This is a genomic window from Streptomyces sp. NRRL S-1022 (assembly GCF_000720135.1).
Lineage (GTDB): Bacteria > Actinomycetota > Actinomycetes > Streptomycetales > Streptomycetaceae > Streptomyces.
Window position 1 is genome coordinate 61,531 of record NZ_JOIU01000034.1, and the last position, 14,577, is coordinate 76,107.

At 76.1% G+C, this 14,577-nt stretch carries 7 protein-coding genes; 6 read left to right on the forward strand and 1 reads right to left on the reverse strand.

The annotated features are described in order from the left end of the window. Positions 1-72: 72 nt before the first annotated feature. On the forward strand, positions 73-918 hold the full coding sequence (locus IG05_RS0136225; protein WP_030348346.1) for a spermidine synthase: 846 nt from the start codon (positions 73-75) through the stop codon (positions 916-918). Between the two features lie 18 nt (positions 919-936). On the opposite strand, the gene IG05_RS0136230 is transcribed toward IG05_RS0136225, so the two are convergent. Continuing rightward, on the reverse strand, positions 937-1,980 hold the full coding sequence (locus tag IG05_RS0136230; protein WP_030348347.1) for a hypothetical protein: 1,044 nt from the start codon (positions 1,978-1,980) through the stop codon (positions 937-939). Between the two features lie 53 nt (positions 1,981-2,033). Between IG05_RS0136230 and IG05_RS0136235 the strand changes: the two genes are divergently transcribed. The 5 genes from IG05_RS0136235 to IG05_RS0136255 form a co-directional block, all read left to right on the forward strand. Continuing rightward, positions 2,034-2,504, forward strand: coding sequence for a DUF4442 domain-containing protein (locus IG05_RS0136235; RefSeq protein ID WP_078894736.1), 471 nt, complete (start codon positions 2,034-2,036; stop codon positions 2,502-2,504). A 237-nt stretch (positions 2,505-2,741) separates the two neighbouring features. Next, complete coding sequence (locus tag IG05_RS42785) at positions 2,742-3,545, forward strand: MFS transporter (protein ID WP_051790629.1); 804 nt, start codon at positions 2,742-2,744, stop codon at positions 3,543-3,545. 304 nt (positions 3,546-3,849) lie between these two features. Next, positions 3,850-5,739 carry an RICIN domain-containing protein gene (locus IG05_RS0136245; RefSeq protein ID WP_078894738.1) on the forward strand — a complete coding sequence of 630 codons (1,890 nt, stop codon included), beginning with the start codon at positions 3,850-3,852 and terminating at the stop codon, positions 5,737-5,739. A gap of 436 nt (positions 5,740-6,175) precedes the next feature. Beyond that, positions 6,176-13,123: a type I polyketide synthase gene (locus tag IG05_RS0136250; protein WP_030348350.1), complete on the forward strand. Its 6,948-nt coding sequence runs from the start codon at positions 6,176-6,178 to the stop codon at positions 13,121-13,123. Between the two features lies 1 nt (position 13,124). Beyond that, positions 13,125-14,577 (forward strand): polyketide synthase (locus tag IG05_RS0136255; RefSeq protein WP_030348351.1); only part of this gene is annotated, 1,453 nt, incomplete at its 3' end.

A 14,577-nucleotide genomic window follows, 5' to 3' on the forward strand; every position in this document is an offset into this window, starting at 1 on the left:
GGGGGACCGCGGGGCCGTCCCGGCCGGCCGCGCGGTGTCCCGTGCCGCTCGCCCGCGCGTCACAATGAACGGGTGACCGAGCAGATACCCGTCTTCCGCACCACCGACCACGGCACCGCCAAGCTGATGCCCGATGTCGACCGGGAGCGGGCCTGGCTGCTCACCGTCGACGGGGCGCCGCAGTCGTACGTGGACCTCGACGACCCGGCGTACCTGGAGTTCGAGTACGCCCGGCGGCTGGGGTTCGTCCTGGACGCCGTCGCCGCGCAGGGCGCGCCGCTGGACGTGGTGCACCTCGGCGGGGGCGCGCTGACCCTGCCGAGGTACGTGGCCGCCACCCGGCCCGGGTCCCGGCAGGACGTGGTCGAGGCCGACCGGGGGCTGCTGGAGCTGGTCACCGAGCAGTTGCCGCTGCCGGCCGGCTCGGGTGTCGCGCTGCACGCGGCGGACGCCCGGGCCTGGCTGGAGGAGGCGCCGGACGACCACGCCGATGTGCTGGTCGCCGACGTGTTCGGCGGGTCCCGGGTGCCGGCGCACCTGACCACGCTGCCCTACGTCCGCCAGGCCGAGCGGGTGCTGCGGCCCGGCGGGGTCTATGCCGCCAACCTCGCGGACGCGGCGCCGTTCGGCTTCCTGCGCTCCCAGCTGGCCAACCTGGCGGCCGTGTTCGAGGAGACGGCGCTGATCGCCGAGCCGGCGGTGCTGCGCGGGCGGCGGTTCGGCAACGCGGTGGTCGTGGCCTCGCACCGGCCGCTGGACGTCGCCGCGGTCGCCCGCCGCGCCGCGGCCGACGCCTTTCCGGCGCGGGTCGAACACGGCCCGGCGGTACGCGGGTTCATCGGCTCGGCCCGCCCGGTCGCGGACACCGACGCGGTGCCCTCACCCGAGCCCCCCGACGGGGCGTTCGGCATCGGCTGAGGCCGCCGGGCCGGCCGGTCACTCCACGACCGGGTCGCCGTGCAGGCGAACCGTGGCGAGGATCTTGTCGACGGTCGCGTCGGGCAGCTCGTCCTTGACGCCCCTGGCGCCGTAGAGCGTCCAGGAGACGAAGCTGCCCGTGGAGTTCTTGAAGGCGAACGTGACGGCCTTGCCGTCGGTGTCGCACTTGTGCTTCTTCGGCACGCCGACCACGTACGAGGTCGCGACGCTGCCCTTGACGCCCGCCGTCGTCGTGAAGGGCTTGGCCTTGCCGATCCGCAGGTACTTCTTGGCGCCGTCGGACTGGTCGGTGTACCCGCCGAACGCGAAGGTGGCCGAGTCGCCGCGGGCGATGCTCGCGGTGTCCTTGGCGCCGTTCTCGCCCTTCGTGCCGCTGCCCGCGAGCGCGTGCGACTCCTTGTAGCCGCCGGCGTCGGAGGTGCAGTAGTCCGGTTTCAGGAACGAGGGGCCGGAGAAGCCGATGTACGCCGAGCCGTCGCCCTTCTTCTCGTCCTCGAAGAAGGAGAAGGTGCCGGCCCGTTCCACCTCCCAGTCCGCCGGTACGTCGAAGGCCGTCCCGTACTTGGGGTTCACCACGACCTTCCAGCCGGGGACCGTCGGCTTCTCCGACTCGTTGGAGCGCGGATTGTCCGTCGTGGTCGAGGTGGGCGAGGCGGGCGAGGAGCCGGTCGGCGACGGGCTCGTGCTCCGGCCGCCCTTGCCGTTGTCCGCCTCGTCGTCCTTCGAGCCGCCCAGCACCAGGTAGCCGGTCACGGCGGCGGTGACCACGACGGCCGTGGCCGCGATGAGAGCGATCAGCTTGGTACGGCCGCCGCCGCCCTGCGGGGGCTGGGGCACCGGCACCGTCGGGGGCTGCCCCCACTGCTGCTGTCCGTACGGACCGGGCTGCGCCTGCTGTCCGGGCGAGCCGGCCTGCGGGTACTGCTGGTACCCGGGCTGCTGGTACGGGTTCGGCTGCTGGTAGCCCGGCTGCTGGTACGGGTTCTGCTGGTTGTGCTGCGGGTTCTGCGCGCCCCCTGGCGGCTGCTGATCTGGCCACATGGCCCGTAACCCTAATGGGCTTCACTGGCCAGGCTTCGCTACTCGTGAGTAACATGACGGGCATGAGTGCAGACCAGATGTCGATCGGCGAGATGCTCGCCGCCACCGTGCCCATGGCCCGGACCCTCAACCTGGAGTTCCTGGAGACCACGCCCGACAAGGCCGTGGTGTCCCTGCCGGACCAGGGCGCGTACCACAACCACGTGGGCGGCCCGCACGCCGGTGCGATGTTCACCCTCGGGGAGTCGGCCAGCGGCGCCATCGTGCTGGCCGCCTTCGGGGACCAGCTCTCGCGCGCCGTACCGCTCGCCGTGCGGGCCGAGATCGCCTACAAGAAGCTGGCGATGGGGGCCGTCACCGCGACCGCCACGCTGGGCCGCCCGGCCGCCGAGGTCGTCGCCGAACTGGACGCGGGACAGCGCCCCGAGTTCCCGGTGTCGATCGAGATCCGGCGCGCGGACGGCGCCGTCACCGGCGAGATGAGCGTCCTGTGGACCCTCCGGCCGGCCGACCAGGGGAAGTGAGCCGGAAGGCCACGGTCGGCGTGCGGGCCGGAGCAGCGCCGTGCGGCGGGCTGCTCCGGCCGACGCGTCCCTGCCGCGCCCCCGTTGGCCCGAGCCCACCGGTTTGATCTTGTCAGTTCCGGTTAGGGGCCCGAGCGGAAACACCTGAGCAAGGAGCGGAACGAGACGAGGGGCTTGCGTGGTGTCTCAAGGGGCGCTGGTAGATGCTTGCTGTTCTTGGGCTCGACACCGTGACCGATGCCGTCTACCGGGGCCGCCTCCGTCAACATGGTCCTCTTCGGGGCCACCGCGCCCTTCGCCACCGCCCTGATGGAACGCGCCGGGATCCGCCGCGTCGCGGCCGGCGCCATGCTCCTCGTCGCCGCCGGCGCCCTGCTCGCCAACGCGATGACCGCACCGTGGCAGTTGGTCCTGTACTGGGGCGTACTGATCGGCCTGGGCAGCGGCTGCCTGACGATGACCTTCGCCGCCCTCGTCACCAGCCGCTGGTTCACCCGCCGGCGCGGCCTGGTCACCGGCGCGCTCAGTGCCTCCAGCCATCTGGGCCAGCTGCTCTTCCTGCCGCTGCTCGCCTGGGCGGTGGACCGCTACGACTGGCAGCCCCCGGTGGTCACCCTCGCGCTCGCCGCACTGACCGTGTCCGCCCTCGTCGCCCTGTTCCCGCGCGACCACCCGGCCGACCTCGGCGTCCGGCCGTACGGCAGCGAGGAGTTCGTCGCCAAGCCCGCCCCGGCCGAGGGCGCCGCCCGCCCCTCCCTGCTCGTCTTCGCCGTCGTCTACGGGCTCGTGGACGTGGCGACCGTGCCCCCGGTCATCGCCCTGTGCCAGCGGACCTACGGGGACGACGGTCCGATCGTCTTCGGCTGGACCAACTCCGCGCACCAACTGGGCGCCGGTGTCTCGGCGTTCCTCGGCGCCACCGCACGGGACGTCTTCGGCACCTACGACACGGTGTGGATCACCCTCGGCGCGGTCTGCGTGGTGGCCGCGCTCCTGGCCATGGTGGTCCGCGTGTCCCACGCCGGCCGCCAACCGGCGTGAGCGTGCCGGAAGGCGGAGATTTCGTCCGCCATCCGGCTTTTACGGGACGGCGGTCGGCCGCCGTTCCGGCCGCCTCCGGTGGATACCGCCGGTAACCACGGGGTAATTCCCCGGCTTTGCCGCCGGGGGCATTCCCCCTCCTTGTTTCCTGTGAGCAGCGTGTGTCAAGGTGAGCCTCCCCACGGGAGGGCAATGGCAGACGTCGACGTCGAGGCCGGCCCTTGAGGTATGCACCAATCAGGCACTGCTTTCCGACAGGACCTCCTTGCGCATACGGTCCTGCGGCTGGAAAGGAAATGGTTCCGTGCAGTCCCCTTACCCCCCACGCCCGCCCCACCCACCCCTGCCCGGCCCGGCCGGGGAGCCCGACCGGGCTCTCCTCGCCCGGCTGAACGGCCCCGAGGACGGCCGCCACCACGCCGTCGCGCTGCTGCTCGCCCGGCACTGGCCGGCCACCCGCGACTACGCCGTGGTCTGCCTGACCGCCGCCGGTCCCACCGCCCAGCTGGTGGCCACCGCCGCCTTCCACCACGTGCTCGGCCGGATGCCGAGCGCGGTGACCGGCGGCGCCCTGCGCCCCCATCTGCTCGCCGCCGTCCGGGACACCGTCCGCGCCTGGGCCGCGGACGACGTCGCCTGCATCGCCCTGACGGAATTGCGCAAAACCACCGGCGGCCGCGGACTGCGCGCGACAAAGCCCGGCCCGCCGGAAAACAGGCAACTCGCCGCCCGCGCATTCCGGGCCCTTCCCGGCGCCGCACAATGCCTTCTCTGGCACACCGAGGTCGAAGCGGAACCCATAAACATACCCGCTGGTCTGCTGGGCCTCGACCCGGCCGACGCCACGACCGCCCTGGAGCGGGCGCGCGAGCAATTCCGCGCCGGTTGTGTCCGCGCCCACCGTGAACTCGCACCCACCCGGGAATGCCGCTTCTACAACCGGCTCCTCGACGTCCCCATCCGTCGCGGCGGCACCCTGCTGCCGGACGTGCGCCGGCACCTGACGGTCTGCCACCACTGCCGGCACGCCGCCGAACAACTCGGCCACTTCGACGGCGCCCTGCCCCTGCTGCTCGCCGAGACCGTGCTCGGCTGGGGCGCCCGCCGTTACCTCGATTCCCGGCCCGGCCGCGGCGCCCCCGGGCAGTGGCCGCCCCCGCCCCCGCAGGCACCGCCGGCCGCACCGCCGGTGTCCGGCGGCCGGCACCGCACCGGACCGGCGAGCCGCCACCGCAAGGCCGTCGCCATCGGCGTCGCAGTCACCTCCCTCGCCCTGCTCGCCACCGTCCTCGTGGACCGTGGCTGGTCCGATGACAACGGTGTCCCCGGCCCCGCCGTCACCTGGGGCGCTCCCGCCGGCAACTCCCCACGGCCGAGCGGCACCGGCGCCCGTCCCGCGCCCTCGCCCGCCACCGCCTCCGCCGCCGGACCCGCCGCACCGGCCCACGGCACCCTGCGCGCCCTGTCCTCCGGGCGCTGCCTGACGCTGCGCGGCGAGCGGGTCGAGGCGGGCGCCGGTGTCCGGCTCGGCCTGTGCACGGCAGCCCCCGCGCAGCAGTGGTCGTACCAGGGCGACGGCCTGCTGCGCAGCGCCGCCGACCCCCGCCTGTGCCTCGCCGCCGACCCCGGCACGAAGAGGATCGCGCTGGCCGGCTGCGCCGTACCCGCCGGGGAGGTGTCGTACGACCTCACGGTGCGCGGCGAGATCCTGCCGCGCCGGCACCACTGGCTGGCCCTCGCAGCCGGATCCGGCCGTTCCGGCGCCCGGGTCGAGGTGGCGGAACGCGACGGTTCGGCCCGGCAGCGGTGGGTGCTTGAGCCGGCGGCGGCCGGCGGGCGGCCGCGTTCCGACGCGGTGCCGGACGCAGCCGCCGGGCATCCCCGGTCCGGTGCGGGGCGGCCGGAGCTGTCGGCGGGCGGGACCGGACGGTCCCCCCGGCGTGAGCGGGAGGGTGGCGGCACCTCGCGCGGCGAACCCGAGCCGACGGGGGAGCGGGGCGCGCCGCGCGTCGCGCGGATCCGCGCGACCGGGGCAGGGCGGCCGGCCGCCGGAACCGGGGCCGTGCACAGGGCGGATGACCTCGTGGCACCGGTCGTCGGCACCCTGGCCGAGCCCGTCGTCGACACGCTGACCGAGCCGGTCGCCGGGGACGGCGGCGCCGCGGCGGCGGCCGTGCGGGCGGTGCTCGGCTGACCTGCGAAGGGGGGCGCCCGGCACGGGGTGCCCCCGCTCGTACGGCGCCCTCGCGCCCCTTGTCCGTTTCCCGTCGGCCCGGTTCGAGCCACCGGGCCCACCTGATCAGGAATTTACAGACGGGGGCCGGATGTACGGTCACGCGGCACGGGGCCGAGGCCACGGTGGGGTGGGCGGACGGTATGCCGGGCTTGTGCCGGTGCCGCGTCCCCGGCCGGACGGTCCCGGGCCCGCGCCGCCGCGGCGAATCGCTGGATTTGGCGCCGCTTGCGGGGAATTCGGCGCGCTGGCCGGATCGGCGTCCCCGCCCACGGAAAGCCTGCGCCGTTATTGACCCGCGAGTAAGGACCTCGCTAGTTTCCGTTGCCCTCGCACCAGAGTGTCTCGCCGCGCGTACCCCCCACCGTGCTGTCCCCGCCGATCGTGCCGGAGCATCATGACCTCCCCTGTGCGTGCCCATGACCTGATCCTGTGCCTCACCCCGTTCGGAGAAGCCGACGCCGCTCTCGCGGCCGCAGCCACCGCGGCCGGCGCGCTCGGCGTCCTGGACCTGGGCACCGGCGACCGAAGATCCCGCGAACAGCTGTCCCGGCTGAGAGGCGCCGCACCGGGCCCCTTCGGCGTGCGGGTGACCGGGCGCTGCGTCCTCACCCCCGCGGACCTCGGCGGCGCCGTCGACACCGTGGTCCTGACCCCGGACGCGCCCTGGACGGCAGCCGAACTCCCCTCCGACTGCCGGGTCCTGGCGGAGGTGACCGACCTCGGGCAGGCTCGTGCCGCCGCCCGGGCGGGCGCCCGGGGACTGATCGCCCGGGGCTGTGAGAGCGGCGGCCGGGTCGGTGAGCTGAGCACCTTCGTCCTCCTGCAACAGCTGCTGGCGGAACCGGAGTCGACCGTCCTGCCGGTCTGGGCCTGCGGAGGCATCGGACCGCGCACGGCCGCGGCCGCCGTGGCCGGCGGCGCGGCCGGTGTCGTCCTCGACAGCCAACTGGCCCTGCTCGCCGAATCGGAGCTGCCCGAAGCGGTCCGGGCGGTGCTGCGGTCCCTGGACGGTTCGGAGACCGTACTGCTCGGCGGGCACCGGGTGCTGCGCCGCCGCGGCCCGGGCGCGCCGCGGCCGGCCGCCGACGACCCCCGGGGGGTCGCCTCCCTGCTGGGCGCCCGGGAGCCGCACGGCCGGCTGCTCCCGGTAGGCCAGGACGGCTGCCTCGCCGCCCGGTTCGCCGAGCGCCGGCGCGATGTGCGCGGGGTCGTGCGCGAGCTGTCGGCGGCGATGCACGAGGTCATCGGGGCCGGGGCCGCACCGGCGGGTACGGCCCTGCGCCCCGGGTCGGCGATGAGCCGGGCGCTCGGCACCCGGCTGCCGGTCGCGCAGGGGCCCATGACACGGGTCAGCGACCAGACCGGCTTCGCCGCCGCCGTGGCCCGGGACGGGGCGCTGCCCTTCCTCGCGCTGGCCCTGGCCGACGGCCCCCGCACCCGGGACCTGCTCACCGAGGCGCGGGCCGTGCTGGACGGCCGGCCCTGGGGTGTGGGCGTGCTCGGCTTCGCGCCCGAGGACATCCGCACCGCCCAGCTGGACGCCGTACGCGAGCTGCGGCCCACGCACGCCGTCATCGCGGGCGGCCGGCCCGCCCAGGCCGAGGTGCTGGAGCGGGCCGGGATCCGCACCTTCCTGCACGTGCCCTCGCCGGGGCTGCTGCGCCAGTTCCTCGACGCGGGCGCGCGCAGGTTCGTGTTCGAGGGGTCCGAGTGCGGCGGGCACGTCGGCCCCCGGGCGTCCTTCCCGCTCTGGGAGACCCAGCTCGCCGTCCTGGAGGACTTCCTGGCGGAGACCGGGGAGGAGGTGGCGCGGCGGCTGGAGCTGTTCTTCGCGGGCGGTGTCCACGACGCGCGGTCGGCGGCCATGGTCGCCGCGCTGGCCGCCCCGCTCACCGCCCGGGGCGCCGCCGTCGGCGTCCTCATGGGCACCGCCTACCTGTTCACCGGGGAGGCCGTCACCCACGGGGCGGTCCGGCCGCTGTTCCAGCGCCAGGTCCTCGCTGCCACCGGGACCGCCCTGCTGGAGACCGCGCCCGGGCACGCGACCCGCTGCGTGCCCAGCCCGTTCACCCGCGACTACCGCGAGCGGGAGGCGGCGTTACGGGCCGAGGGCCGGCCCGACCGGGAGGTGTGGGAACAGCTGGAGCGGCTCAACGTCGGCCGGCTGCGCCTGGCGAGCAAGGGCCTGACCCGCACCGGGGACGGCGAGTTACGGCACGTCGGCGAGGAACGGCAGCTGGCCGACGGGCTGTTCATGGCGGGCCAGGTCGCCGTCCTGCGCTCGGCACCCACCACCGTGGCGGCCCTCCACCACGCGGTGACCGAAGGAGCGGCCGACTTCCTGACCGACCGGGCCGCACGGGCCGCAGCCGCAGAGGCCGCAGAGGCCGCAGAGGCCGCAGAGGCCGTACCGGGCAGCCGGGCCACGCCGGCCGTACGGGCCCGAGCCGCGCACCCCGCCCCCCGCACCACCACCCCCGAACCCCCGCCGCCCCCGCCGCTCGACATCGCGATCGTCGGCATGGCGTGCATGTTCCCGCAGGCCCCCGACCTCGCCGCCTTCTGGGCGAACATCGTCGGCGGACGCGACGCCGTCACCGAGGTCCCGCCCGACCGCTGGGACCCCGAGGTGCACCACACCGCCGGCCACACCGCGTCCCGGTGGGGCGGCTTCCTGCCACCCGTCCCCTTCGACGCGCTGCGCTACGGCATCCCGCCCGCCTCCCTCGGCAGCATCGAACCCGTCCAGCTGCTGTCCCTTGAGGCGGCCCGCAGAGCACTGGACGACGCCGGATACGGCGACGAGGGCCGGGAGTTCGACCGCTCCCGCACCTCCGTCGTCTTCGGCGCCGAGGCCGGCAGCGACCTGTCCAACGCCGTCACCCTGCGCGCCGTCCTCCCGTCCTACCACGGCAGGGTCCCCGACGGGCTGGAGGAGCAGTTGCCCCGGCTCACCGAGGACTCCTTCCCCGGCATGCTCGCCAACGTCATCTCCGGCCGGATCGCCAACCGCCTCGACCTCGGCGGCGCCAACTACACCGTGGACGCCGCCTGCGCCTCCTCGCTGGCCGCGCTGGACGTCGCCTGCAAGGAACTCGTCTGCGGCACCAGCGATCTCGTGCTGTGCGGCGGCGCCGACCTGCACAACGGCATCAACGACTACGTCCTGTTCTCCTCCGTCCACGCGCTCTCCCCGACCGGCCGGTCCCGCGCCTTCGACGCCTCCGCGGACGGCATCGCCCTCGGCGAGGGCGTGGCCTGCGTGGTCCTCAAGCGGCTCGCGGACGCCGAACGCGACGGCGACCGGATCTACGGCGTGGTCAAGGGCCTCGGCTCCGCCAGCGACGGCCGCTCCCTCGGCCTGACCGCACCCCGCCCCGAAGGCCAGCGGGCCGCGCTCCAGCGGGCGTACCGCAACGCCGGGGTCGCACCCGCCGCGGTCGGTCTGGTGGAGGCGCACGGCACCGGGACCGTCGTCGGCGACCGCACCGAACTCGGCGTGCTCGCCGAGGTCTTCGCCGAAGCGGGTGCCGCGACCGGCGGCTGCGCGCTCGGCTCGGTCAAGTCGCAGATCGGGCACACCAAGTGCGCCGCCGGACTCGCCGGACTGATCAAGGCCACCCTGGCGCTGTACACCGGCGTCAAGCCGCCCACCCTGCACCTGGAGCGGCCCAACCCGGCCTGGGACGAGGACGACAGCCCGTTCGTCTTCCACACCCGCGCCCGGCCGTGGGCCGCACCGGCCGCCGAACGCCTCGCCGGAGTGAGCGCGTTCGGCTTCGGCGGCACCAACTTCCACGCCGTACTGGCCGCGTACCCGGACGCCCCGCCACCCCGGCAGGCCCTGGACGCCTGGCCCGCCGAACTGTTCCTCCTGCGCGGCCGGGACGGGGCGGCGGCCCGCCGGGACGCCGAGGAGCTCCTGCGGGCCGCCGAGGCCGCCGGCAGCCCCTGGCGGCTGCGCGACCTCGCCCTCGCCGCGGCCGTCCGTGCCGACACCTCCCAGGAGCCGGTCCAGGCGGCGTTCGTGGCCCGCGACACCGGGGAACTGGCCGCGCACCTGCGGCGCGTGCTGTCCGGGGACCCGGGCGCGGGGACCCACCTCGCGGACCCGGCGGCCGGCCAGGTCGCCTTCCTCTTCCCCGGCCAGGGCAGCCAGCGCACCGGCATGCTCGCCGAACTGCTGGTCGCCCTGCCCGACCTGCGGCACTACCTGCACCTCGGCCGCGCCCACGCCGACCGGCTCCACCCGCCGGCCGCCTTCGACGACACCGCCCGTGACCGCCGGAGGGCTGCGCTCACCGACACCCGGACGGCACAGCCCGCCCTCGGCATCACCGCTCTCGCCGCCCACGCCTTCCTCACCTCGGCCGGTGTCCACCCCGACCTCGCCGCCGGGCACAGCTACGGCGAGCTGGCCGCCCTCGCCGCGGCCGGCGCCCTCGACCCGGAGACCCTGCTGGAGCTGAGCGCCGAGCGGGCCGGAGCGATCCTGGCGGCGGCCGGCGACGAGCCCGGCACCATGGCCGCCGTGGGCGCCCCCGCCGACACCGTCGTCCGCGCCCTGCGCACGGCCGGGGCCCCCGGGTCGGTCGTCGTCGCCAACGTCAACTCGCCCGAGCAGACGGTGATCTCCGGGCCCACGGCGGACGTCGACACCGCCGTACGCGCGCTGCGCGCCACCGGTCTGGGCGCCCGCCGCATCCCGGTGGCCTGCGCCTTCCACAGCCCGCTGGTGGCGGGCGCGGGGGAGCGGTTCGCCAAGGTGCTCGCGGACAAGCCGGTCCGCGCCCCCGAGTTCCCCGTCTGGGCCAACCGCACCGCCACGCCGTACCCGCCGGACCCCGACGCCGTGCGCGCCGGACTCGCCGCCCAGATCGGCGCCCCGGTGGCCTTCGCCGCGCAGATCGAGGCGATGTACGAGGCGGGCGCGCGGATCTTCGTGGAGGCGGGCCCGGGTACGGTCCTCACCCGGCTCGTCGGCCAGATCCTCGGCGACCGCCCGCACCGCACGGTCGCCTGCGAGCCCCGGGCCGACAGCGGCCTGGCCGGGTGGCTTGACGCCCTCGCCCGGCTCGCCGTCGCCGGGCAGCCGGTGCGCGCCGCCTGGCTCCTGCAGGGCCGCGACGCCGTCGACGCGCTGCGCACCCCGGCGCCGAAGCGGCCCGGCTGGACGGTCGACGGACACCTCGTCCGCACGGCCGACGGAGCCCTCCTGCCCGGTGCCCTCGCGCCGGCCCGACGCGTCGTGGAGACGACTGTGACGACCGACCAGCCGAACGGCGCCCCCGCCGACCGGGACGCGCTGATCTCCGAATTCCTGCGCACCAGCCGGGAGATGATCGCCGCACAGCGGGACGTGCTGCTCACCTACTTCGGTGCCACGGCACCCGCGCCCGCCCGGCCGGTGCCGCCCGCACCGGCCCCGGGACCGGTGCAGGCCGTCCGGCAGCCGGCCGTCCCGGAACCGGTGGAGGCCGTCCGGCAGCCGGCCGTCCCGGTGGGGCCGGCCGGTGGTCCCGAGCCCGCAGCGCCGGACGACGTCGAACGGGTCGTACGGGAGATCATCAGCGAACGCACCGGCTACCCCGTCGACATGATCGAGCCCGACCTGGATCTGGAGGCCGACCTCAGCATCGACTCGATCAAGCGGGCCGAGATCGCCGGGGAACTCGCCCGGCGCCTGGGCATCACGGGCGGCGCGGAACTCCTGGACGACAGCGAACTGGAGGAGCTGGCCAGGGCACGCACCGCGGCGGCCGTCACGGCATGGCTGACCGCACGGACGGCAGCGGCCACCGGGGCCGGTCACGCACCCGATGCCGAACCGGAGCCGGAGCCGGAGCCGGAACCGGAGCCGGCGGCGGCCGTCGGTGTCGCCCCCCGGCGCTTCGAGCTGCGGCCGGTCCCGCTGCCCGGCCCCGGCCCCGCCACCGACCTGTCCGGCAAGCGGTTCGTCCTGCTCGGCGGCACCGGAGCCCTGGCGGCCGGGGTCGCCGCGGGGCTCGGCGCGTCCGGCGCCGGCACCGTACTCCTCGACACCGGCCACCTCCTGGGCGCGGCCGACGGCCCGGTCCACGGCGTCCTGTACCTGGGCGCGCTGCCCGGCCCGGACCACCCGGTACTGCCCGACGCCTTCCCGGTACTCCAAGCGGCGCTGGCGTGCGCCCCCCGCGTGCTGCTGGCGGTGCGCGCCGCCGACGGCGCCAGGGCGCTGCGCGCGGCGGGGCTGGACGGCCTCGTCCGCAGCGTGGGCCGCGAGTACCCGGACCTGCTGGCGCGGGTGCTGGTGGTGGACGACACCGGCCCGGCGGCCGTCGCCGAGGCGGTGCTCGCCGAGCTGCGCGCCCCGGACCCGGCCCCCGTCGTGCTGCACACCGCCCCGGGGCACCGCCGGGGCCTGGACCTGGTGCCCGTGCCGCTCGGCCCGCTCGGCAGCACCGGTGCGGGACCCGCCGCGGACGGCGCCGCCGAGGCCGCCGCGCTCGGGCTCGACCGGGACTCCGTGGTGCTGCTGGCCGGCGGGGCCCGGGGCATCACCGCCCGGTTCGCGGCCACCCTGGCCACCGCCTGCCGGTGCCGGATCGAGCTGCTGGGCCGCACCCCCGCACCCACCGGACCCGAGGCCCCGCACACCGCCGCCGCCCGCACCCCCGTGGAACTGCGGGCCGCACTCGCCGCGGGCCCCGGCGCCCCGAGGCCCGACGAGATCAACCGGGCGGCCGAACTCATCTTCGCCCAGCGGGAGATCGCCACCACGCTCGCCGAACTCACCGCCCTCGGCAGCCCCGCCCGCTACCGCCCGGTGGACTTCCGCGAACGGGACGCCGTCCTCCAGGCCGTCAAGGAGATCCACGCCGAACACGGCCGGCTCGACGGGGTCGTCTTCGCCGCCGGGGTGATCGAGGACCGGCTGATCGCCGAGAAGACCCCCGAGTCCTTCCAGCGGGTCTACGGCACGAAGACCGCCGGGGCCGGCGCGCTGTTCGCCGCGCTGGACGGGCTGCCCGCCGCACCGGCGTTCACCGTGCTGTTCGGCAGCATCGCCGCCGTCCTCGGCAACCGGGGCCAGGCCGACTACGCCGCCGCGAACGACGCCCTGGAGACGCTCGGCGCCGACTGGGCCGCCCGCACCGGCCACCGGGCACTGACCGTGCACTGGGGGCCCTGGGCGCCGGCCGCCGGCCACCCCGGCATGGTGGGCGCGGAACTCGGCCGCGCCTACGCCCGGCGCGGGGTCGCGCTGATCGACCCCGACGAGGGCACCGCGGCCCTGCTGCGCGAACTCGCCTGGGGAGACCCGGCGGCCCGTGCCGTCGTCTACACCGCGTCGGGCTGGTGACATGACGGAACCCCAAGCCGCCGTCGCCGTGGTCGGGATGGCGGTGCTGCTGCCCGGTGCCCGCGACCTGGGCGCCTACTGGCGCAATCTGCGGGACGGTGCCGACGCCATCACCGAGGTCCCCGCCGACCGCTGGGACGCCGACTACTACCGGCCCGGCGCGGCCACCGGACCCGCCGTCGCCGGCCAGGTGTACTGCCGGCGCGGCGGATTCGTGACCGGCCCGCCCGAGGTCGAGGTCACCCGGTACGGCATTATGCCCGCGTCGGTCGCCGGCACCGAGCCCGACCAGCTGATCGCCCTCGACGTGGCCGCCGCCGCGCTCGCCGACGCCGGCGGCACCGAACGGCTGCCCGACCGGCACCGGATCGGGGTCGTCCTCGGCCGCGGCGGCTATCTCACCCCCGGCCTCGCCCGGCTGGACCAGCGGGTCCGCACCGCCCACCAGCTCACCCGGACGCTGAGCGAGCTGCTCCCCGACCTGCCGGCCGGCCAGCTCGACCGGATCCGGGCCGCGTTCACCGAACGGCTCGGCCCCGACAGCCCCGACGCGGCGATCGGCTTGGTGCCCAATCTCGCCGCCTCCCGCATCGCCAACCGCCTCGACCTGCGCGGCCCCGCCTACACCGTCGACGCGGCCTGCGCCTCCTCGCTGGTCGCCGTCGACCAGGCGGTCACCGCGCTCACCACCGGCCGCTGCGACCTGATGCTGGCCGGGGGAGTGCACCACTGCCACGACATCACCCTGTGGAGCGTCTTCTCCCAGCTGCGCGCCCTCTCCCCGACGGAACGCATCCGCCCGTTCCACCGCGACGCCGACGGGATCCTCATCGGCGAGGGCACCGGAGTCGTCGTACTGAAACGGCTCGCCGACGCCGAACGCGCCGGCGACCGCGTGTACGCCGTGATCCGCGGCACCGGCGTGGCCGGCGACGGCCGTACGGCGGGGCTCGTCACCCCGGACCCGGGCGGCCAGACCCGCGCCGTGCGCCAGGCCTGGCGGGCCGCCGGACTCGACCCCGCCGCACCGGACTCGATCGGCCTGCTGGAGGCGCACGGCACCGCCACACCGGCCGGCGATACCGCCGAACTCACCACGCTCGCCGAGGTGTTCGGGCCGGCCGCGGCCGGCGCCGGGGACGCGGGCCGGCCGGTGCTCGGCTCGGTGAAGTCGATGATCGGCCACACCATGCCGGCGGCGGGCGTGGCCGGCCTGGTCAAGGCCGCGCTCGCGCTCCACCACCGCACCCTCCTGCCCACCCTCCACTGCGACGATCCCCACCCCGCCCTCGCCGCCACCCGCTTCCGCACCCTGGAGCGGGCCCGGCCCTGGGAGACCGACGGCCCCCACCGGGTCCGCCGGGCCGCGGTGAACGCGTTCGGGTTCGGGGGGATCAACGCGCACGTGGTGCTGGAGGAGGCGGGGGACGGACGCCGGGGGGCCGGGCGGGGCG